18 protein-coding genes are annotated in these 20,823 nt (G+C 40.4%); 3 read left to right on the forward strand and 15 right to left on the reverse strand.

The window, feature by feature from the left end; translation table 11 throughout:
• Positions 1-151: 151 nt before the first annotated feature.
• From G9X62_RS09540 to G9X62_RS09550, 3 genes are all read right to left on the reverse strand, one after another.
• The gene (locus tag G9X62_RS09540; protein ID WP_223130485.1) at positions 152-637 is read right to left on the reverse strand and encodes a helix-turn-helix domain-containing protein; all 486 of its coding nucleotides are present in this window, start codon (positions 635-637) and stop codon (positions 152-154) included.
• Positions 638-720: 83 nt separating this feature from the next.
• Complete coding sequence (locus tag G9X62_RS09545) at positions 721-1,569, reverse strand: CvfB family protein (RefSeq protein ID WP_223130486.1); 849 nt, start codon at positions 1,567-1,569, stop codon at positions 721-723.
• Between the two features lie 44 nt (positions 1,570-1,613).
• The gene (locus G9X62_RS09550; RefSeq protein WP_223130487.1) at positions 1,614-2,432 is read right to left on the reverse strand and encodes a 2,3,4,5-tetrahydropyridine-2,6-dicarboxylate N-succinyltransferase; all 819 of its coding nucleotides are present in this window, start codon (positions 2,430-2,432) and stop codon (positions 1,614-1,616) included.
• A 503-nt stretch (positions 2,433-2,935) separates the two neighbouring features.
• On the opposite strand from G9X62_RS09550, the gene gap reads away from it, so the two are divergent.
• Positions 2,936-3,928, forward strand: a complete 993-nt coding sequence (gene gap / locus G9X62_RS09555) for a type I glyceraldehyde-3-phosphate dehydrogenase (protein WP_223130488.1) — start codon at positions 2,936-2,938, stop codon at positions 3,926-3,928.
• A 49-nt stretch (positions 3,929-3,977) separates the two neighbouring features.
• Here the strand turns inward: gap and trmB are convergent, their stop codons facing one another.
• Genes trmB through G9X62_RS09585 form a run of 6 tightly spaced genes read right to left on the reverse strand, consistent with a single transcriptional unit; the run spans position 3,978 to position 12,303 of the window.
• Positions 3,978-4,637, reverse strand: a complete 660-nt coding sequence (trmB, locus tag G9X62_RS09560) for a tRNA (guanosine(46)-N7)-methyltransferase TrmB (protein WP_223130489.1) — start codon at positions 4,635-4,637, stop codon at positions 3,978-3,980.
• Positions 4,638-4,648: 11 nt separating this feature from the next.
• Positions 4,649-5,905: a bifunctional folylpolyglutamate synthase/dihydrofolate synthase gene (locus G9X62_RS09565; RefSeq protein WP_223130490.1), complete on the reverse strand. Its 1,257-nt coding sequence runs from the start codon at positions 5,903-5,905 to the stop codon at positions 4,649-4,651.
• A 7-nt stretch (positions 5,906-5,912) separates the two neighbouring features.
• The gene (locus G9X62_RS09570; protein ID WP_223130491.1) at positions 5,913-6,785 is read right to left on the reverse strand and encodes a hypothetical protein; all 873 of its coding nucleotides are present in this window, start codon (positions 6,783-6,785) and stop codon (positions 5,913-5,915) included.
• 3 nt (positions 6,786-6,788) lie between these two features.
• A complete protein-coding gene (locus G9X62_RS09575; protein ID WP_223130492.1) occupies positions 6,789-7,766 on the reverse strand; it encodes an HU domain-containing protein in 978 nt (325 codons plus the stop codon).
• A gap of 2 nt (positions 7,767-7,768) precedes the next feature.
• On the reverse strand, positions 7,769-9,433 hold the full coding sequence (locus tag G9X62_RS09580) for a TonB-dependent receptor (protein ID WP_223130493.1): 1,665 nt from the start codon (positions 9,431-9,433) through the stop codon (positions 7,769-7,771).
• A gap of 5 nt (positions 9,434-9,438) precedes the next feature.
• Positions 9,439-12,303 (reverse strand): tetratricopeptide repeat protein, encoded by a 2,865-nt coding sequence (locus G9X62_RS09585; RefSeq protein WP_223130494.1) that lies wholly within the window; start codon positions 12,301-12,303, stop codon positions 9,439-9,441.
• A 157-nt stretch (positions 12,304-12,460) separates the two neighbouring features.
• On the opposite strand from G9X62_RS09585, the gene G9X62_RS09590 reads away from it, so the two are divergent.
• Positions 12,461-14,224 carry a M61 family metallopeptidase gene (locus G9X62_RS09590; protein WP_223130495.1) on the forward strand — a complete coding sequence of 588 codons (1,764 nt, stop codon included), beginning with the start codon at positions 12,461-12,463 and terminating at the stop codon, positions 14,222-14,224.
• On the opposite strand, the gene G9X62_RS09595 is transcribed toward G9X62_RS09590, so the two are convergent.
• Complete coding sequence (locus G9X62_RS09595) at positions 14,221-14,457, reverse strand: hypothetical protein (protein ID WP_130896454.1); 237 nt, start codon at positions 14,455-14,457, stop codon at positions 14,221-14,223. The genes G9X62_RS09590 and G9X62_RS09595 overlap by 4 nt on opposite strands.
• On the reverse strand, positions 14,457-14,894 hold the full coding sequence (locus G9X62_RS09600; protein ID WP_223130496.1) for a peptidylprolyl isomerase: 438 nt from the start codon (positions 14,892-14,894) through the stop codon (positions 14,457-14,459). The genes G9X62_RS09595 and G9X62_RS09600 overlap by 1 nt, the downstream gene beginning before the upstream one ends.
• 74 nt (positions 14,895-14,968) lie before the next feature.
• Here G9X62_RS09600 and G9X62_RS09605 point away from each other — a divergent pair, with 74 nt between their 5' ends.
• The gene (locus G9X62_RS09605) at positions 14,969-15,712 is read left to right on the forward strand and encodes a tetratricopeptide repeat protein (RefSeq protein WP_223130497.1); all 744 of its coding nucleotides are present in this window, start codon (positions 14,969-14,971) and stop codon (positions 15,710-15,712) included.
• Here G9X62_RS09605 and menD read toward each other — a convergent pair.
• The 4 genes from menD to rpsO all read right to left on the reverse strand — a co-directional run bounded on the left by menD (position 15,698) and on the right by rpsO (position 20,796).
• Complete coding sequence (gene menD / locus G9X62_RS09610) at positions 15,698-17,290, reverse strand: 2-succinyl-5-enolpyruvyl-6-hydroxy-3-cyclohexene-1-carboxylic-acid synthase (RefSeq protein WP_223130498.1); 1,593 nt, start codon at positions 17,288-17,290, stop codon at positions 15,698-15,700. The genes G9X62_RS09605 and menD overlap by 15 nt on opposite strands.
• Before the next feature lie 34 nt (positions 17,291-17,324).
• Positions 17,325-18,188, reverse strand: coding sequence for a sigma-70 family RNA polymerase sigma factor (locus tag G9X62_RS09615; protein ID WP_109323139.1), 864 nt, complete (start codon positions 18,186-18,188; stop codon positions 17,325-17,327).
• 63 nt (positions 18,189-18,251) lie between these two features.
• Complete coding sequence (gene pnp, locus G9X62_RS09620) at positions 18,252-20,405, reverse strand: polyribonucleotide nucleotidyltransferase (RefSeq protein ID WP_223130499.1); 2,154 nt, start codon at positions 20,403-20,405, stop codon at positions 18,252-18,254.
• 115 nt (positions 20,406-20,520) lie between these two features.
• Complete coding sequence (gene rpsO / locus G9X62_RS09625) at positions 20,521-20,796, reverse strand: 30S ribosomal protein S15 (protein ID WP_223130500.1); 276 nt, start codon at positions 20,794-20,796, stop codon at positions 20,521-20,523.
• Positions 20,797-20,823 lie beyond the last annotated feature (27 nt).

Genomic DNA, 20,823 nt, shown 5'->3' on the forward strand with positions numbered 1-20,823 from the left:
ATTAAACAATTAATGGGTCTCTAGCAATAAGCGTTCTTTGTGGAAAATGTGGAAAACTGAAAATACAATTGTGCACAAGTGTGGATAACTTGTGGATAACTCAAAAGGTTTCTGTGGATAAGTCCTGTTTTGTTTACAATTCTTATCTCACTTATTGAGGTTTACTTTCAGAGAAAGTACCATCTGTATAAAAAATCAGTACTCGTTCAATCTTTTTAGCGAGATGAGCGGTAGTAGTTGGAGCTGACACCACTGGTTGGCTTGCTTTTGGGCTACTTTCTCTAGGGCGTCTGAGATTCGATTGTACGATCGTTTGTTCAGGTAAATTATTTTTAGGCGATTCTGGCGCGCTAGGTATAATGGCATCAAAAAGAGATGGAGTAGATGCGACCGGAGAAGGAGCTGCTTTAGGAGCGGGTGCCGAAATAGATAAATCGCGTTTATCATCTAATAACTCTTCCGCGGGAATTTCAGGGAAAGCAATGAGAATCTTTTGTACGACATCTAAGCTAGGCTTATTTCTTCCTGAGAGAATGTGAGAGATACTACTACGAGGAATTCCTAAAGTATCCGCAAACTGAGATGCACTTAGTTTCTTTACTTGAATTAACAATTCGATCTTTCCGCTTAGATTCATTTTTGTAAACTTGATTGATATGTTACAAATTTAAACAATCTAATCAAGTTTACAAATTGAAATTTTAAGCAAATGAAATGAGTTTACAAAAGTGACACACAGTCAGAGTGAAGTGCAATCAGTTTACTTTTGTATAATCCTCCAATAGCTTTCTTGAAATCCTTTTTAGACATCCCTAACTGATCGTAGATATCTTCGGCTGGGCTTTTATCGTGTAGATACAAGACGCCTTTGTTATCCTTAATTGCCTGCAAGACTTTCTCTACTTGTGCATCTAAACGTACACGTCCCACTGGTTCCAAACGTAAATCCAGGCGCCCGTCCTCTCGCAAATTTTCAATGTAGACAAATGTATTTTCGCCTAATGTTACATTTGTAAATATCTCATTTTTGAATAGCATTCCAATTTTACAATTGTCAACTAAGCATTTAATACCTAGGTCAGTGTATTCAAATGGAACAGCTTCGATTTTTGTACCAGGTGCAAAACGATTTTCTTCCTCCTCTATAAAGGCAGGCAAGAAGTTTTCTATTCTGGCAGAAGCGACGATGCGATCTGTTTGGGCATCTAGGTAAATGTAAACGAGGTAGAATTTGCCTACCACCATTTTTTGGTATTGTTGACTGAAGGGAACAAATAAGTCCTTCGCTAATCCCCATTCTAAGAATACCCCTAGTGGTGTAACTGATTTAACCTCCAAATAAGCGAATTGCTTAATGGTGGCATAGGGTTTTAAAGTAGTGGCAATGATGCGGTCTTCTGAATCTCGGTAGATGAAAACATCAATCGATGAATCGATTTCATACGTTTCTGGGACGTATTGTAAGGGTAATAGGATTTCATCTTCGTAACCATCTAAATAGAGGCCAAAAGGTACTTCTTTGATAATACGAAGGTGATTGTATTCACCAATTTTCAATTCATTTTCCATAAAAAAAGCCCGGCTGTGAACCGGGCATTTATTCTTGTTGTTGACTAAACGACTACGTTATTCTCTCTTAATGCTTGATTAAGTGATGTTTTTAAGTCTGTACTTTCTTTTCTTTTACCAATGATTAAGGCACAGGGTACGCCATAGGTTCCAGCTGCAAAGGTCTTTTGGATGCTACCTGGAATAACAACCGAGTTTTCTGGTACATAACCGATGTATTCAACTGGCTCAGGGCCTGAAACATCGATGATCTTAGAAGAACCAGTAATGGTTACTCCAGCACCTAAAACGGCTTTTTTACCAATGTGTGCACCTTCCACTACGATACAACGAGAACCAATAAAAGCTCCGTCTTCAATAATAACAGGAGAAGCTTGAGGTGGTTCTAATACACCACCGATACCCACACCACCACTCAAGTGTACGTGTTTCCCGATTTGAGCGCAGGATCCAACCGTAGCCCAGGTGTCCACCATGGTTCCTTCGTCTACATATGCTCCAATATTCACGTAAGAAGGCATTAGGATGGTTCCCTTAGCTAAAAATGCACCATAACGGGCTACAGCTGGAGGAACAACACGAACGCCTAACTCTTTGTAATTCGATTTCAATTTCATTTTGTCGTGGAATTCGAAGATACCCACTTCAGAAACGGCCATTTGGCGAATAGGGAAATACATTACGATTGCTTTCTTTACCCATTCATTCACTTGCCAACTACCATCAGCCTTAGGTTCTGCGGTTCGCAATTCTCCTTTATCCACTAAGTCTACGACTTTTTCAATCGCCTCGATGGTTTCAGCCTTCGAACGAAGCTCCGGGTTGTCCCAGGCAGCTACAATACTATTTTCTAATGAATTCATAAAAATGATATGCAATAAATGAAGATGCAAATTAATCAAAAAAGGCTTGGCTTCCCCAGATCAGTGGAAATAAAATCGAAGCCTGCTGGCGATGAGAGCGAAAAAACGCTAAAAAATCGAACTAAATTTAACTTCAACTTTAATAAGTCATTTAGCTGATTATCAATCAGTTACGCATCGATGCAAAATAATATTTTGGTAAATTGTGCTAGAAAATTAGCTAAAAAGACAAGTGACATTCTGTCACTCTCCTACCCCATCGATCTGGAGCATTTATTTCTTATACAAATATGCGAAAAAAGTTTGAATAAAAAACGTATCCGAGTAAATTTTATACAAAAACTACATAATTAGCTTTATGACTAAATTAAAATATCCTGATTTACTTTTGTAAAATAGGCCTTGTAAACGTTTAATTGGGTTTATTTTATCCTATCTCTCTTGGAATAATACATTTTAAATGCTATATTTGGTCTTTGTATGAAATCAAATTAATTTATTCAATGAAAAAAATTAAAGTTGCTATTAATGGTTTTGGTCGTATCGGTCGACTTACTTTCCGTCGTTTATTGGAAAAAGAAAATGTGGAAATCGTTGCTATTAACGATTTAACTGACAATGCTACTTTGGTACACTTACTAAAGTATGATTCAGTTCACGGTCGTTTTAATGGAACTGTTACTTCTGATGCTGACAGCATTACTGTTAATGGTAACGTGATTAAAGCTTTTGCAGAACGTGATCCTAAGCAATTACCTTGGGGTGCTTTAGGAATAGATGTGGTTTTAGAATCTACTGGTCGTTTCATCGATCAAGAAGGTGCTGGTCAACACTTAACTGCTGGTGCTCGTAAAGTAATCATCTCCGCTCCTGCTAAAGGTGATATTCCTACAGTTGTTTTAGGTGTTAATGATGATACATTAACGGATGATATGACGATTATCTCTAATGCATCTTGTACAACTAACTGTTTAGCTCCAATGGCTAAAGTGTTAGATGATGCGTTTGGAATCGAAAAAGGATTCATGACTACAGTTCACGCTTATACAGCGGATCAAAACTTACAAGATGCACCTCACTCCGATTTACGTCGTTCTCGTGCTGCAGCATATTCTATCATTCCTACATCTACAGGTGCTGCTAAAGCGGTAGGTTTAGTATTACCTCACTTGAAAGGTAAATTAGATGGTAACGCAATGCGTGTTCCTACTCCTGATGGATCTGTTACAGATTTTACCGTAGTATTAAAGAAAGAAGCTACAGTTGCTGAAATCAACGCTGCTTTAAAAGCTGCTGCTGATGGCCCAATGAAAGGTATCTTAGAATTCACTACAGATGAAATCGTATCTATCGATATCATCGGAAACCAACACTCTTGTATCTTAGATTCTAAGTTAACAACAGCGATGGGTAACTTAGTGAAAGTAGTAGGTTGGTATGATAACGAATTTGGTTATTCATCTCGTGCAGCAGATTTGATCGCTCGCGTAGGTTAATCAACTTGTTTGACATAAATGAAAAAGCCTCTCATTCGAGAGGCTTTTTTTATTTCGCATTTATAGCTCTGAGGTAATTGATGTTAAATCCTTTTTCGTAGAACATCTCCTCGAAGCGTGTTTTGATTCCAAAGTGATCGTCCATCCATTCGGAAGTGTATAAATCATTCGTCTTGACGATGATGTCCCAACCATTTTCAGTTAGCGAGCCCTCTGAAAATTCGAAGAAAGGCAAAGAATCGGTTTTAAGGTGAAGAATACCTCCAGGCTTTAAGATTTTCTTGTAGCGATTCAGAAAAGTGTGAAAAGTGAGGCGGCGTTTCTCATCACGATCTCGAAGACGAGGGTCCGGAAAAGTGATCCAAATTTCATCGACTTCATTTTCCGCAAACTGTTCGTCTATCTCTTGCATATGGATGCGAAGAAACGCAGTGTTCGTTAATTCAAGTTCTCTCGCAGCTCTCCCTCCTTGTGCTAATCGATCTCCTTTAACATCAACTCCGATGAAATTCATCTCGGGAAATAGTTTACCTAAGCCATTCGTGTATTCTCCTCGGCCACAGCCAAGTTCTAAAACTAATGAGCTGTCATTTTTAAAGTAATCCGATTTCCATTTACCAGCCAAGGTTCCGAAAATGGGTTTCGGACTTTGGATGACATTATCTAAGGCGATGGCTAAATTGTATTTGGCTGTTTTTCTTCTGCTCAAGGGTACGCGAATTAAAAGGTAATTTCTCCTACGAGATAGGTAGATCCACAGATGAGAATCCCATCTGATGATTTTGAATTTAATTTAGCTAGGGCAATGGCCGCGTTCACGGAAGGAATGACATTACCATTCAGTCCTTTAGATGCTGCTAATTTTTGAAGTTCTAAAGCGGAGATTGCTCTCGGGTTGTTTGCTTGGCAAAAATAGTAGCTGGCCTCTTTTGGAAACAAGGATAAGACCGAATCGATGTCCTTATCTGCCACCATACCGAGAATAATGGTCAAATGATCGAAACCTTCCTGTTTTATTTGTTGCATAATCTCTGTTATGCCACTTTTGTTATGTCCCGTGTCAGCAATGATTTTAGGACTTTCCCCTAAAATTTCCCAGCGGCCTTGTAAACCGGTATTCACTCGGGTTTGCTGAATACCATTCCTGATTTTTTCCCCTTCAAGAGGAATGATGGTTTGAATCTGCTCACACCAAGCCAAAACACCACGGATGTTTTTTTGCTGGTAATGGCCTTTGTAAGGGCTATTTACGTTCATTTCACCCCAAGTGGGGCTTGTGAAAGTGAAATCCGATGCGCTCACTACATCTGAAGCAAATTGTAAAGGGGCATTTACAGAGGAAGCTTTGGCAAGGAAAACCTCAGACGTTTCTAGCTGTTTTTCACTAATGGTTACCGGCGTATTTGATTTAATGATACCAGCCTTTTCGGACGCAATTTTTTCTAAGGTATCCCCTAGCAAATCCTGGTGGTCAAAACTGATATTGGTAATTAAACAGGCCAAAGGCGAAATGATGTTCGTTGAATCCAATCGACCGCCTAAGCCCGTTTCAATGATTGCATAATCGACCTGCTGTTCCTTGAAATAGGTGAAGGCCATAATGACGGTCCATTCAAAAAAAGACGGACGGACTTTTTCAATGAGATTTTGATGGTTCGTGACAAAATCAGCCACCCATTCTTCAGCGACCTGAATTCCATTGATTTTAATTCGTTCAGTAAAGGAATGAAGATGAGGAGATGTGTATAAACCCACCTTATAACCGTGTTCCTGAAGAATAGAAGCCATAAAATGGGACGAACTCCCCTTTCCATTTGTGCCAGCAATGTGCAAAGACTTAAAATAATCCTGCGGTTGACCCATGATTTCACAAAGCGCCTCTATATTGCCTAAACCAGGTTTATAGGCTTTAGCGCCCTCCCGGTGAAATACCGGCAATTGTGCATACAAAAAGGAAATGGACTCGGAATAATTCATCGGATGCCTATCTTTCTCCTACGCGGAAGGTGATAGACCCGGTCGCTTCTTTCGGGCTTGGGCCTGAAGACGTTTTGATGAATTTAGATTTTTCGATGGCTCTTTTGTATTTCTGCGCCAAAGAATTAGAGAATGAATTCTCCGCAATCACTAATTTGATAATATTTCCATCCTCATCGATTTTGATCGTGAATCGAATCATACCCGTTTCACCTGTATCATCTTTGACGTTAGGACGATTAGCAATTCTCCAGCCTGAGATATTCACAGAAGAAGACCCAGAACCATCTCCGCTTCCGCCATTACCGGAATAATTCGTTGAATTGTTGATTTTTCCGTTCGGGCTACCTTTATCCCCTATTTTTCCAGCATCTGGACCATTCGAGTTTCCTCCTGGATTTGGATTGGTGCCACGTGTACCATTGCTGGTTGTTTTTTTCTTGAATAAAGCACCCTCGTCAATTTTCTCTTCTGGCTCAGGTGTCGGCTTTGTGGAAACGGTGGTTGTCTTTTTTGTATTCTCAGAAATGCTCACTGGGCTTTTAACTACCGAAGAAATGACTGTTTCTTTCGAGCTAGGCGTCGGTTTTGCTTTGGTAACCGAAGCAACTTCTGTTTCTTTTTCCGCTGGTTGTGATTCGTCATTATTAGGCAAATCACTCGCTTGATTATAGGATTGTACATTTCCGCCACCCTCGTCATCTGTCCCGTAATTTACTTCGAAACCAGGTTCTGGTAATTCCAGCTTCATTTCTTCTGCGGACCAGATCTTAGCATACCAAAACAACAAGAACAACAAACCTTGAATCACGATCGTGATCGCCAAGGCTTTTCGTTGGTTTTTGCGTTCTATTGCTTGTTGTTCGATGCGTTGGTTCATATCTTATAGCGCCTTATACACCCAAATGTCTACTTTCTTGGACGCTTTTAATTCACTAGCTTTGGCATAACCCGCATCCATCGAATGCTCTGTACCTAAGCTAATGCGGTAAAATTTAGTCTGCTCGTCCTTTAAGATAATCTCCGCTTGGTCAAAACCACGCGATTTGAATTCTTTTAACCCTTTCTCCGCTTGTTTTAATGATTGAAAGCTCGCGGCTATTAAATAGATCACATCTTGATTCGTAGGAGCTACTTCAGTTGGTGCTTCGACTACTTTTTTCTGAACAGAATCTACTTGAACTGGGGCTGGAACCACAGGTGCTGCAACTGCTACTGGAGAGGCTACTTTTTTCTCTATTTTAATCGGATTTAAAGAACTCTGCGATTGTTGGCTAGAAGGTTCTGTCAGGAAAAATGCACCCAAACCTCCTATGATAAAGGCAATTAGCGCATAAACGTAAGTAGATCTGCTGACCTTGATAGGTGAAGGTTCTGGAGTATAACTTGGAAGATCTTCTGCCACCGGCACTACTTCGAGCACAGTTTTTTTCTCTTTAGGTAAGGTATGACCTAAACCTACTGGGAACAGTCCAAAAACGGACAAATCCGCATTAAAATCTGGATTTGGAGAGAAGGACAAGCGGTTTTCCGAATTCAAGGTAAACGCTCCTAATTCTCCTATAGTCAAATAGCCTTGATTGGATATTTGGGATTTTAATTCCTTCGAAATGGCTGTTATTTCAATAGAAGCCTCTTTTTGTGAGATAGACAGTTTTTTAGCCCATTCCGTCGTTAAGAAACGATCATCTGTTTTTAGTTTCTCATTAAAGGCGACGCATTTTCTTTTGGGATAGATCTTTCCTTCCTTCGCATTGAACTGAAAATCTTGTGCATTCACAACGAATCCACCAAATTGTGGAATAATCACACATTCGTGTTCGTAAAGTAAGTGCTCAAGAAAGGTATAAAATTCAGTCATTCTTAAAATGAATATGCGAGAGTTGCTGTAAAGTTAAAACCTTGTGTTGGATAAAATAAATATCGCTGGTAATTTTTTCCCAATATATTATTCGCAGATAAAGTAGCCGTGAATTTCTCTGTAATTGCATACTCCCCTTTTACATTGAGATCCACGATGTTATCCAATGTAGTCGCCTTTTGGGTTCTTGGATTAAAGCCATATAGTCCTCCTACATAATAGATTTCTGGTGAAATTTTGAATTTAGGTAGCACTGCGATGGTATTTCTCCAAGCGATCTGGACATTAGGACGGTGATAGGCGTATAAGAAATTACCCAGGTTTCCGTAATTCGTATAATCCACTTGTAAGTCTGACTGGATTTTATCTGTGACTGTCATCTTCACATTTGCCTGTAGGGAAAGGACCGATACAGCTGCATCTGCGTTAGAATATTGGATATCAAATTGAGACAAGTCAGCTGCTGAGGCTGTGAAGAAGGCCATTTTAGCATATTCTCCATAAGTAGCTTTCAATTCGTAATGTACATTGCGTTCGTTTGTTCCCGTTAAGCCACCTGCTACGGCCCATTTTTGTTGGGTATTTTGCAAGGTGATTGCTTGAGAAAGCCAAGGGTTAGTTAACAAGCTGCTGCGGTAGGAGTTAAACTGCGTATCGCCTTCAAATCCAGCGAATAAACGAATGAAGTCATTCGCACGGAAGCGAACTTGTACACTTGGGTAAATCCGCAATTCCTCATCTTGTACCGCATTAATGCCCGCTTGCAGGTTTAAACGTGGTAAAACATCATAAGATAAACTTGGTTTCAAGCGGAAGAAATTGCGATTTGTTGACGTATTGCTCGTGAAGTTAGATAAGATGGCATCTCCATTAATGCGAAGCGATAATCCTTCCGAAATCGCATAATTTGCCTTTATGTAAGAAGTTGACATCCACTCTTTAGGAGCTAAATTTCCCGCTAAAGACGAGAATTCGGTGCCAGCCTGGTAAGAGAATTTCTTGCCTTCTGTTTGGCTATAAATATCGCCATTGAACTTAATCTGATCGTAATGTACCCCAAAAGCATCTTCTGGCGTGTTCGCAGGTATGCTTTCTTTACCGTAAAAATTCGTCGCGATACGGCGGTAATCCAATGAACCTTTCAATAAGGCTTTAGACCAAAGGGATTGGCTGTAAATTTTCACTTCATTCTCTGAGCGACTCGAAAAGGCATTATCTGTGGGTCCCATCGAGTTTGCATCGTGATTGATGTACAATCCACGCAATTCTTTGGCCGTAGGATTATAGCCAAAATGGCCATTCAATAAGGTATGACCATAATTACCAGCTCCGATTTTAATGGAGTTTTTCGCCATGGAGGCAAAAGGAGATTTAAGTTCCTCCCCTGTTCTTGGGCCTAGCACATTCGTTTGAATGCCAGGTAAAACAAGTGCCTGCGGCTTAGAAAGGTCAAAATTGAAATCAACTTTGTGGTCTTTACTGTAGTCCGGAATTTCATTCAAAGCCTCAAATGAACGACTCATCGTAGGCTGCACCTCAATTTTACGCACCTTTTCCGTGACAAATTCTTCATTTTGGATAGTACCTTCCTTTTTCTGTTGACCATAGGTTAAGATGGAAATCAGGCTGAAAGAGGATGCTAAAACGATTTTGGATGGGAATCTCATATGCATTATTTAGGGAAATAGGTTTTCAAAAGGGCTTTAGCAGCTTCTACGCTTTCTTTGTCCTCTGAATTGTCAATAATGGATTTTAAGGTAGCTTTCGCCTGAGCTAGGTTCTTTAATTCGAATAGGTTTTTGGCCAAAATCAAATAGGCCTTCCCTAGTGTCGCATCTGAAACCTCTGCAAATTCATTTCTGAATTTATCTAGAATCATTTCATTCGATGTAGCATAATTGCCTTTCGCATTATTCAATTGAATGATATCCAGGTATTTAAGCGCAGCCTCTTCTAAAGCTTCCGCTTCTTTTACAGCAAGCGTGTGGTAATCCGCATAAGCAATCATAGCTGAATCAAGCTCTTTTAATTGAATGAAAGACTCTAAAATGCGCTTATTTGAACGTTGAATAAGAGTCGAATCAACTCCTTTCTCTTTTAATAGTCGGTAATGGCCAATGGCCTCTCTGTAAGAAGCGGAATCAAATTCGATATCAGCCACCTTTGTAATGACCGAATTCAAGGATGGGTGAACATTTTGCTCGATGACCTTTTTGTAGAATTGGAAAGCCAAAGCTTTGTTATTCGAACGATTAGCCGCATCTGCGATTAAATAGGTCACTTCAGAAACGCGCTCATCCGCCGGGAAATGCTCCACGAATTTCTTCAAAGGCTCAATTGCCTTATCGTATTTCTCGCCTAAATAGATTCCTTTGGCCGCTTGGTACTCTAAATCGGTCTTCTCTTCTTCGTTTAGGCTACCGCTTTGATAGATGCTCAAATAGGCGCTCATCTCTTCTGGACGACCTACTTCATTCAATTCCTCTTGTAAACCGGCCACCGCATCTTTCGCGAAAGCCTCTTTCGAGTATTTCTCGATCACTACCTTGTAATCTGTAATGGCCTTCTCTGGTTGCTTCGAGTTAGAATACGATTGCGCTCTTTTTAAGATGGATTCAGCGTAATAAGGACTATTCGGCTGATTGTTGATCAAATCGGTAAAGCCTGCAATGGCTTCCGCATATTTGCCTGTGCGGAAGGAAATCAAGTTCTCTTGGAAACTCGCATCATCGCCAAACTTCGTGTTAGGGAATGATTTTTTCAAAGCCTGGAACGTCGCCTTTGCTTCTGTGTCTCGTTCAAGGTAGACTAGCGTGATTCCTTTTTGGTACATCGCATAATCCTTCTCCGTCTTCGCATTTTCAATCGCTTGATTATAATAAGTCAGGGCCTCTGTGTAGTTTTTCGCCACTAAATACGTGTCAGCTAAACGTAAAACGGCATTTGCATTCGCTTTTCCATTCGGATTCGCCTTTAATTGATCTACATAAGTCTTAAAATACGTATTCGCATTCGTGAAATCCTTCACGGAGAAATAGGCATATGCAATTCCAATGCGATTTCTTTGTAAGAAATCTGCCGAATGCTTGCCAGAAAGCAACGGTTTATAGACTAGGATGGCAGCCTCAAAGTCTTTCAATTGAGATAGACATTCTGCCTTTCCAAATGAAGCCTCATCCGTTACATTTTGATTAGCCGCTTGTGAAATCGCTTTATCAAAGTAGGAAATAGCCTCCTTGTACTGTTCTTTGTTGTATGCTTTGATACCTAAGTTATAGGTTAATGTTTGGTAAGCCACTTTCAATTCTTCCGAAATCGGTACACCTGATTTCATAAAATCGGTAGCTGGAGCTAATTCAGGTAATTTAAGGATAGCATCTGCGGCGAAACTTTGGTAAGCTGCAGTAAAGGAGCTTGATGGATAGGTTTTGCCAAATTGCGCAATTGATTTTAACCCTTTCAACCAATTGCCTAGGTCAATAGCAATGCTGATAGACTTAAATTGGGCTTCCTCTTGCTGATTCGAATCAAAAGCAAGTGCGCCTGATTGATTGAATGATTCTGCTGCCTCCGTTTTTTTACCCAATTTTAATTGAGCTAAACCTTGCAAGTAGTACGCTTTTTGGCCTAATGAATCATTTTTCAATAATCCACTAATTGTTTGAATCGCGTCTTCGTATTTATCGATGGTATATAAGGCAAAACCTTTTTTATAAGAGGCCGCTTCGTTTTTATGCTCTTTTAAATAATCGCTGAAGCTCTTCGCTGCCTTAGCATATAAGCCTTTCTTAAATTGAACCTCTGCTACTAAAAGGGCTAAATCTGGGTGAGTGGAAATGATAGGCTCCGCATATTTCAAAAGTTCATCCCATTGAGCCGTTTGTTGATACGATGAAATCAACCAATAAGGCAGATCTTTGCGGTATTTCGAATGGCCATTGGACTTTTTAAAATCAGCAATGGCTTCTAAGTAGTTCTTTTGTTGGTAATGAATGACACCTGCATAGTAGGCCGCAGAGAAGGCATATTCCTCATCTGGATCTGTTTTTACTTCATTGAATAAAGCAAGGGCATTATCGAAATCTTTGGTCTCAAAATAGGCAACGCCTAATTTATAACGGGATTCTACGTTTCCTAAAGAGGAATTTTCGAGGTAGCGAATCGCTTTTGCATAATTTGCAATATCATAGAAATACAATCCGATTTTTCTAAACAATACATTACTTTGAGGTGTATTCGGATGATTTAAGCTGAAATGGTAGCCTAGCACATCAATTTCAGGTTGATTTAAATAAAGTGCGCACAATACTTGGTAGTATTCTGCCATGATCACCTCGTTTTTAGTTACGTCGGTTTGTCTACCTAAAAAGTTCGCGAATTCTTCGCGAGCTGCGACATAGTTTTGTGCCTCAAAATACTCTTTGCCTAAACTATAATGGATCTGATTGCTCTCAAAAGCCAGAGATTGCTGCGCAAAAGACGAGAAATGTAGGGATAAAAATAGGACGAGGCAGTAAAAGGAAGATTTAAATACCATAGGTTTATTGTCAATAGTCACGACTAAACAATAATACGATTTTTATGTGAATTAATTGTTCCGTCATTTAGAATTATTTGGAAAAAAATAGCACATGCTAGACTATACGGCTGATTTTTATAATTTTACCTAAATCTATTTCTCAACAAATAACAAAATGAATTTAAAACTACTATTCCTTAGTGTAATCGTCTCATTTGGCTGTTTTGCTGGACCGATTAAACACGAAATCAGTATGTCTGAACCTTTCTCTCATTATTTTGAGGTGAAAACAACAGTAGACGTCAGTAAAGAAATTAAATTTTTCGATCTTAAAATGGCAGCCTGGACACCTGGCTCCTATTTAATACGGGAATTTGCGAAAAATGTAGAATCGGTTAGCGCTGAATCGAATGGCTCTAAAGTCGCTATTTCGAAGATTAGCAAAAATACCTGGCGTATCGCCTTAAGCCCAGGTTTAAAGCAAGTTTCTGTTCATTACCGCGTGTATGCGTATGAAATGTCAGTTCGTACTTCCTTCTTGGACGATGCGCACGGCTACATTAATCCGGCTAGTGTATTGATGTATGCCCCTAAATTTGCTGCTCAGCCTCAGGAATTGACGATTGTCCCTCACAAAGACTTTAAAAAGGTTTCTACTGCCATGAAAAATGTAGGTGGATTCAATTTCATAGCAAAGAACCTGGATGAATTGATTGACTCCCCTATCGAGATTGGAAATCACAAGGTTTGGAACTTCAAAGTGAATAATATTCCGCACCAAATCGCCTTTTATGGCCCCGCTAAAGTTGATTCAGTTAAATTTTTAGCGGATGTACAGAAGATGGCGGAAGAGGCGCAGAAAGTAGTAGGAGAACATCCTTGCGATCATTATTTGTTCATCATTCACAACCTAAATCGCGGTGGTGGCGGTCTAGAGCACTTGTATTCAACGACTTGTCAAGTGACTCGTTCTAATTATGAAACGACGAAAGGCTACCAAGGAATTATGAATTTGTTAGCGCACGAGTATTTCCACCTTTGGAATGTAAAACGTATTCGTCCCAAAGCACTTGGGCCATTTGACTATGAAAACGAGAACTATACGCACAATTTATGGTTCTCAGAGGGTATTACGAGCTATTATGCAGACGTAATCAATCAACGTACCGGTATGGTTTCTACGGCGGATTATATCAAAGCGCTTGGCGAAGAAATTGCGGGTGTGGAAAATACACCGGGTAATCAAGTGGAATCTGCGGCGGAATCGAGCTGGGATGCGTGGATTAAGTATTACCGCCCGAACGAAAACTCGCGTAATGCTTCCGTTTCTTATTATGATAAAGGTTCTTTATTAGGGGGAGTTTTGAATATGTGGATCATTCAACAAACAAAAGGAGCTAAATGCTTAGATGATGTATTTAAGTTTTTATACCAAACCTATTATCTAAAAGCTGGTCGCGGATTTACTGATCAAGAATTAGAGGATGCTTTCTCCAAAGTGGCAGGTGCATCAGCGGCTGAGTTCTTTAAAACCCATATTTACGGAGTGAAGACCCCGGCTTATGCGGCTATGTTTAAGGCTTTTGGCTATCAATTTTCGGATGCAAATGTAGCTAAGACGGTTCCTTATATCGGAGTTGGTATTGCAGCTGGTCGCGTCACTTCGGTTTATAAAGGTGGTGCAGCCTATGTAGCAGGGCTAAACGTAGGTGATGAAGTATTGAAAGTGAATGGGGCTGATTTCCCAGGAATGGATAAATTGTTAGCTGATAAGAAACCGGGTGATTCGTTAGTATTCTCTGTTAAAAGAGATGGAATGGAGCGTACGTTCTTAGTGGCTGTGCAACAGACGCCTTTAAAGGCATTTGTGATTGAATCTGAGGCTACACCGACGGAAGCGCAATTGAAATTACGCCATAAATGGTTAGGCGGGAATTAATCTGCCTGTTTGGCCATTTCGGCATACATATTTTTAAAGGTCTGTAAGACGAAATCTTGAAAGGAGGAGCTGGATACCAGCTCCTCTATTTCATTTTGGGAGGAAAAGTCCATCACGGAATACTTGTAGCTCTGCTCTAAATGCGGAGTCTCAAACTTCACGATGTATTTCGAATTCCACTCGAAAAGCGAAATACGCATCTGTGGATGGCTTATTTCCTTGATAAAATGCATTAGTCTTGAATGATTTTAACGCTTTGGATTTTATCTCCTTCACGCACTAAATCGATCACTTCTAACCCTTCTACTACTTTACCAAAACAGGTGTGCTTACGGTCTAAGTGTGCCGTATTGTTACGTGAGTGGCAAATAAAGAATTGAGAACCACCGGTGTTAGGTCCACGGTGTGCCATTGATAGAACCCCACGATCGTGGAATTGGTTATTTCCCGTTAATTCGCAAGGAATCGTGTAGCCTGGGCCACCTGCTCCTGTTCCGTCTGGACAACCTCCTTGGATCACGAAATCATTGATTACGCGGTGAAAAGTAATTCCATCATAAAAGCCCTTTTCAGCTAAGTCGATGAAGTTTTTTACGTGGATAGGTGCATCCTCTGTGTAGAATTCGATTTTCATTAACCCTTTATCGGTTAACATTTCTGCGTATGCCATAATTTTACATTTAATTAAGCTACAAAGATGCGAATGAAATTTGAATTATTTAAATTGAACTTTCTTTTAGCCCTATGAAATACTTACTATTCTTTTTTGCCTCTATTTGCCTATTTAGCTGTTCCAATTCTTCCGAAGAAGAGAAACGCGAATCGAGCGCCTTCTTTTTACGTGGAAATGCGAAATGGAAAGAAAAAGAGTATCATGAGGCCATTAAATGGTATTCGGAGGCGATTGAGAAGCGTCCAGATTTCTCTGATGCCTATTATAACCGGGGTTTAGTGTTCCAAATCTTAGAAAAGAATGAAGAGGCCTTAGCCGACTTTTCGAAGGCAACAGAATTGGATTCGAAATTCGCTCCTGCCCTCTTTAAAAAGGCGGAAATGCTTCAAACCTTACAGCAATCGGACGAAGCCGTAAATGCAGTAGAAACGTTGGTTAAAATTTTCCCTGATTCTGCCGCTAACTGGACCTTAAAAGGTGATATTTTACTTCAAAAGGCCGATTTATCAGGTTCCTTATCTTCCTATGACAGATCTTTATCACTTGATTCGACTTCAGTAGAAACCTTGATTAATAAGGGCGTTGTATTGCAAGAGATGAATGAAATCGATTTAGCGGAAGCTGTTTTCAAGAAGGCCTTGAAGTCAGGCAAATACCAAGATCTTTTGAATAATAACCTCGGTTACCTTGCTATTCAGCGAATGCAATGGGATTTAGCTGCTTCTTATGTGAAGAAAGCGTTGGAAAAGGATCCGAAAAATGCGTTGTATTTAAAGAATTGGGCCAAAATTCAGGCTAAATCAAGCCTTAAATAAGGCCATATACTTTTTCAATTCTGCCGCGTTTTCTATCGAATTCGTGTGAATTTCTAGGAGCGCCGCTCCTTGGTTATGTAGGAAAGCGTTGAAGTCTAATTCACTTGGGTTCGAGGCAGAATAATAGCTTATTCCAGCGTCTTTGGCTGTATTTTCAGCGGTAAACCCTTGGCGTGTTTCCATAAATTCATCCAGTTCAGGAAGGTCTTTTGCTCCTTCTAGGTTGCGGAAAATGCCCCCGCCCCCATTATTAAAGACGATGATGCGCAAGTTCGCAGGAATGTAATGATTCCAAAGTGCATTCCGGTCGTATTGAAAGGCTACATCCCCAATGATGGAAATACATAACTTGTCTGTCTTTTGAGCGGCTCCTACTGCTGTACTTAGGCATCCATCGATTCCAGAAGTGCCTCGATTAGAGAATACTTCGGTTTTTATGAATTTCGCCAATGTCCAGTTAATGTATCTGACAGCTAATGAGTTAGCGATATGTACTTCGGCTGATTCTTGCTCAATCGCCTCTGTTACTTGGTTATACAAATGTAACTCCGTCCATTTGGGTTGGGCGAAGAATTCAGCTTGCAATGAAGTGATTTTGGCTGAATTCCAGGTGTTCCAAGATTTAGTAGTCCATTCAGCACCTTCCATAAAGCTTTCAGCATCTGTATTTACCACGTGAGTCAAACACAAGAAAGGGTCTGGTCTTCCGATCGGATTCGGGTGAATGAGCCACGATTGTTTTGGCTTGTGTGAGCGTAAAAACTGCTTAATTCGCTTCGAAACAAAGGATTTCCCGAAGTGAATGTGCAAATCAGGTTGTAAGGCTGGCCATACTGATTCGTCGGCTAAGAGCAAATCGTGCGCAATCGTACTCCCGCAATTCGACGTCGCATCTCCTATTACTGGAATTCCGTACGCCGAAAGTGTTTCGAAGATCGAATTGTGTTCCATTTGGCCTACGGTCACTAGGATTTTTTCAGCAGAGGCTATTTCTTGGTTGAAATACGAAAAATCTATCAAATTCTCTACTCTATACTCTCTAATCTCTACTCTTTTTTCTGCTTTCGGTAAGACAAAACCTGGCTCCGGATAAAACGGCTCACTAATGGGTACATTAATCTGTACAGGGCCTTTCGGTTCCGCTAAAGCAGTCAACGGAGCAGCAGAGCAATCATCCGTTTCAAAATCAAAAAAGGCCTTTGCGTGCTTTCCAAATAGGTTTTCTTGGTAAATCGTCTGTCCATCCCATTGGCCAATCCACTCTTTGGGACGATCAGCTGTTAAAACAATTAGCGGAACTTCTTGAAAGAAAGCTTCGACCACGGCAGGTGCAAAATTTAATCCAGCTGAGCCTGAGGTGCAGCAAAGTATGACGGGACGACCCGTTTTAAGGGCGATCCCAAGACCAAAAAATCCTGCCGAACGTTCATCTGCAATGGAATAACATTTGAAACCGCCGTGGCGGGTTAAGGCGATCATTAAGGGGGCATTTCTGGAGCCTGGGCATATAACCGCCTCATTTACACCTTGTTGGTATAAAGAGTCTACAAGTTCGAAGATGCCTTTTGGAAATGCCATAGCAAAAAAAAGCCTCATAAGAGGCTTTCAAAAATTATCCAAGATATGTTTTTAGTGCTTTGCTTCGAGAAGTGTGTCGTAAACGACGGATCGCTTTCTCTTTAATTTGTCTTACACGCTCACGTGTTAAATTAAATTTCTCGCCAATCTCTTCTAGAGTCATTGCGTGTTCGCCATTTAAGCCGAAATACAAGGTAACTACATCTGCCTCACGTTGAGTCAAGGTAGACAAGGCACGTTGTACTTCACGACGAAGGGAATCATTGATCAAGCCAGAATCTGGTTTGTCTTCTGAATCATTCTCTAATACGTCTAATAGCGAGTTTTCTTCACCTTGAACGAAAGGGGCATCCATGGAAACGTGACGACCTGAAATTTTCAAGGTATCTACTACTTCGCCGGTTGAGATCTCTAAAACCTCTGCTAATTCTTCTGGTGAAGGCTCACGCTCGAATTTTTGCTCTAGTTCAGAGAATGTTTTTGAAATCTTGTTCAAAGAACCTACTCTATTTAATGGCAAACGTACGATACGAGATTGCTCTGCTAAAGCCTGAAGGATTGATTGACGAATCCACCAAACGGCATACGAAATGAATTTAAATCCACGAGTTTCATCAAAACGTTGTGCTGCTTTGATCAAACCTAAGTTTCCTTCGTTAATTAAGTCACCTAAGCTAAGACCTTGGTTTTGGTATTGTTTTGCAACGGATACCACGAAACGAAGGTTCGCTTTTGTTAAACGCTCTAAAGACAATTGATCCCCATCACGGATTTTCTGCGCGAGGATTACCTCTTCATCCGGAGTCAATAAATCGACTTTACCGATCTCTTGAAGGTATTTGTCCAGCGATTGACTTTCCCTGTTGGTAATTTGTTTGCTAATTTTTAGCTGTCTCATAAGATCTTACAACAGAATGAAAGCGTCGCACACGAATGCGCGACGCTTGGATAAACATTTTTATTATTCAGCTGAAGCAGCTGGAGCCTCTGGTTTTTCTGGCTTAGGTAAAAGAACCTTAGCAGATAAACGGAATTTGCCCGTTTTCTTATCTACTTCGACTAATTTAACCTTTACTTTATCTCCTTCTTTGAAAACACCGTCCATCGTGTCGATGCGATCCCATGAAATCTCAGAGATATGTAATAAACCATCTTTACCCGGTAAAAATTCCACAAAAGCTCCGAATGCTTGAATATTCTTTACTTTTCCTTCATAAACCTCTCCTACTTCTGGTAAAGTAACGATTCCACGAACCATACTTACCGCTTTCGCCATGGCATCTCCGTTAGAAGAGAAGATACTTACGTATCCGCCGTCTTCTTTTTCTTCGATTGTAACGGTTGCTCCTGATTGTTTTTGAATATCTTGTACGACTTTACCACCTGGTCCAATTACAGAACCGATCTGGTCTTTCATAATCTTGATAACCGTCGCACGAGGAGTCTGAGGTTTGAAGTCTTCTCTTACAGCTGGAATCGCTTTCTTCATCTCGTTTAAGATGTGTAAACGACCTTCTTTCGCTTGAGAAAGTGCTTCCGCTAAAACTTCGTAAGATAAACCTTGTACTTTGATGTCCATTTGGCAAGCGGTGATACCGTTTTCCGTACCTGTTACCTTAAAGTCCATATCGCCTAAGTGATCTTCATCACCTAAGATATCAGATAATACAGCGTATTTACCTGTTTTTGAATCAGAAATTAATCCCATCGCGATACCTGAAACGGGCGCTTTGATTTTTACACCTGCGTCCATTAATGCCAAAGTACCTGCGCAAACTGTCGCCATCGAAGACGAACCGTTTGATTCTAGGATATCAGAAACGATACGTAAAGTATAAGGGAAGTCTTCCATTTTAGGTAAAACCTTCTTAATCGCACGCATCGCTAAGTTTCCGTGACCTACTTCACGACGACCTACCCCACGGTTTGGTTTAACCTCACCTGTAGAGAAGCCTGGGAAGTTGTAGTGCAACATAAATTTGTTGTACCCTTGTGTCATCGGTTGGTCAATGATTTGCTCATCCATTTTCGTACCTAAAGTAACAGTAGTCAATGATTGAGTTTCTCCACGCGTGAAAACAGACGAACCATGAGGAGTAGGTAAATAATCTACTTCACACGTGATTTGACGGATTTCATTCAATTTACGACCATCTAAACGGTAGCGCTCTTGCAATACTAATTGGCGAGCTGCTTCTTTTTCGATATCGTGTAAATAGTGTTTTGCTAAACCGATATTCACGGTGTGATCTTCCGGTAAAGAGGCGATGAATTCATCAACGATTGCCTTGAAGCCAGCTTTACGCTCGTCTTTCTTCGGGTTCGCTAATTTCGCTACGGCTAAATATTTCTCGTAGTAGTTTTTCCACAATTCTGCACGTAACTCTTCGTCATGCGTTTCATGTGAATAAACGCGTTTTTCTGTTTTGCCACAAGCGACAGTCAATTCATTCAATGCCGCGCATTGTAATTTGATTGCATCGTGAGCGATACGTAAAGCTTCTAGCATTTCAGCTTCAGAAACTTCGTCTCCTTCGCCTTCAACCATTAAAATATCGTTTGCGTTTGCCGCCACGATTAATTCTAAGGAAGCTCCAGCTAATTCGCTTACGCTTGGATTTACTTTGTATTCGCCGTTGATTTTCGCTACGCGAACCTCAGAGATAGGACCATTGAATGGAATATCGGAAACAGCTAAGGCTGCAGCTGCCGCTAAACCGACAAATGCATCTGGTAATACTTCTGAATCTGCTGAGATCAAGTTGATTAACACTTGAACATCTGCGTGGTAATCATCTGGGAAAGTAGGGCGCAATGCGCGGTCTACTAAACGAGAGATCAAAATTTCATAATCGGAAAGGCGTGCCTCTCTTTTTAAGAAACTTCCAGGGATACGTCCATTTGACGCAAATTTTTCTTGATAGTCTACTGATAAAGGAAGGAAATCAACTCCTTCTTTGGCCTCTTTGTTAGCCACTACCGTAGCTAACAACATCATATTTCCTGACTTAATAACGACAGCTCCGTCCGCTTGCTTGGCTAATTTGCCTGTTTCAATCGAGACTTCTTTGCCGTCAGGCATTGAAATATGCTTTGTAATGATGTTAAATGACATACGTTTCTGAATAAATTTCACGCAACCTCGCGTGATTTAAGTTTTGTTTGAACGATTCAAACGTTTACAGCGGGGGAATAAAAGAGGGCTCCACCGAAATGAAGCCCTCTTTTTATTATTTACGAATACCTAATTCCGCGATAATCGCACGGTAACGTGAGATATCTGTACGAGTTAAGTAATCTAATAAGCTACGACGCTTACCTACTAATTTCAAAAGCCCTAAGCGTGTGCTGTGGTCTTTCTTGTTTTTCTTAAGGTGCTCAGTCAAGTGATTGATTCTGTACGTGAATAACGCAATTTGCGACTCAGCAGAACCAGTATCGATCTTAGACTTTGCTTTCCCTTTTGCTTCGAAAATTTCTTGTTTTTTCTCAGGTGACAAATACATCTTTTACCAGTTTAAGTTTAAAATAAT

The sequence above is a fragment of the Aquirufa lenticrescens genome (genome assembly GCF_019916085.1).
Classification (GTDB): domain Bacteria; phylum Bacteroidota; class Bacteroidia; order Cytophagales; family Spirosomataceae; genus Aquirufa; species Aquirufa lenticrescens.

Coding starts and splice junctions, on each gene's coding strand:
- G9X62_RS09540 (WP_223130485.1), bottom strand. CDS start 637: ATGAATCTAAGCGGAAAGATCGAATTGTTAATTCAAGTAAAGAAACTA.
- G9X62_RS09545 (WP_223130486.1), bottom strand. CDS start 1,569: ATGGAAAATGAATTGAAAATTGGTGAATACAATCACCTTCGTATTATC.
- G9X62_RS09550 (WP_223130487.1), bottom strand. CDS start 2,432: ATGAATTCATTAGAAAATAGTATTGTAGCTGCCTGGGACAACCCGGAG.
- gap (WP_223130488.1), top strand. CDS start 2,936: ATGAAAAAAATTAAAGTTGCTATTAATGGTTTTGGTCGTATCGGTCGA.
- G9X62_RS09565 (WP_223130490.1), bottom strand. CDS start 5,905: ATGAATTATTCCGAGTCCATTTCCTTTTTGTATGCACAATTGCCGGTA.
- G9X62_RS09570 (WP_223130491.1), bottom strand. CDS start 6,785: ATGAACCAACGCATCGAACAACAAGCAATAGAACGCAAAAACCAACGA.
- G9X62_RS09575 (WP_223130492.1), bottom strand. CDS start 7,766: ATGACTGAATTTTATACCTTTCTTGAGCACTTACTTTACGAACACGAA.
- G9X62_RS09580 (WP_223130493.1), bottom strand. CDS start 9,433: ATGAGATTCCCATCCAAAATCGTTTTAGCATCCTCTTTCAGCCTGATT.
- G9X62_RS09585 (WP_223130494.1), bottom strand. CDS start 12,303: ATGGTATTTAAATCTTCCTTTTACTGCCTCGTCCTATTTTTATCCCTA.
- G9X62_RS09590 (WP_223130495.1), top strand. CDS start 12,461: ATGAATTTAAAACTACTATTCCTTAGTGTAATCGTCTCATTTGGCTGT.
- G9X62_RS09595 (WP_130896454.1), bottom strand. CDS start 14,457: ATGCATTTTATCAAGGAAATAAGCCATCCACAGATGCGTATTTCGCTT.
- G9X62_RS09600 (WP_223130496.1), bottom strand. CDS start 14,894: ATGGCATACGCAGAAATGTTAACCGATAAAGGGTTAATGAAAATCGAA.
- G9X62_RS09605 (WP_223130497.1), top strand. CDS start 14,969: ATGAAATACTTACTATTCTTTTTTGCCTCTATTTGCCTATTTAGCTGT.
- menD (WP_223130498.1), bottom strand. CDS start 17,290: ATGGCATTTCCAAAAGGCATCTTCGAACTTGTAGACTCTTTATACCAA.
- G9X62_RS09615 (WP_109323139.1), bottom strand. CDS start 18,188: ATGAGACAGCTAAAAATTAGCAAACAAATTACCAACAGGGAAAGTCAA.
- pnp (WP_223130499.1), bottom strand. CDS start 20,405: ATGTCATTTAACATCATTACAAAGCATATTTCAATGCCTGACGGCAAA.
- rpsO (WP_223130500.1), bottom strand. CDS start 20,796: ATGTATTTGTCACCTGAGAAAAAACAAGAAATTTTCGAAGCAAAAGGG.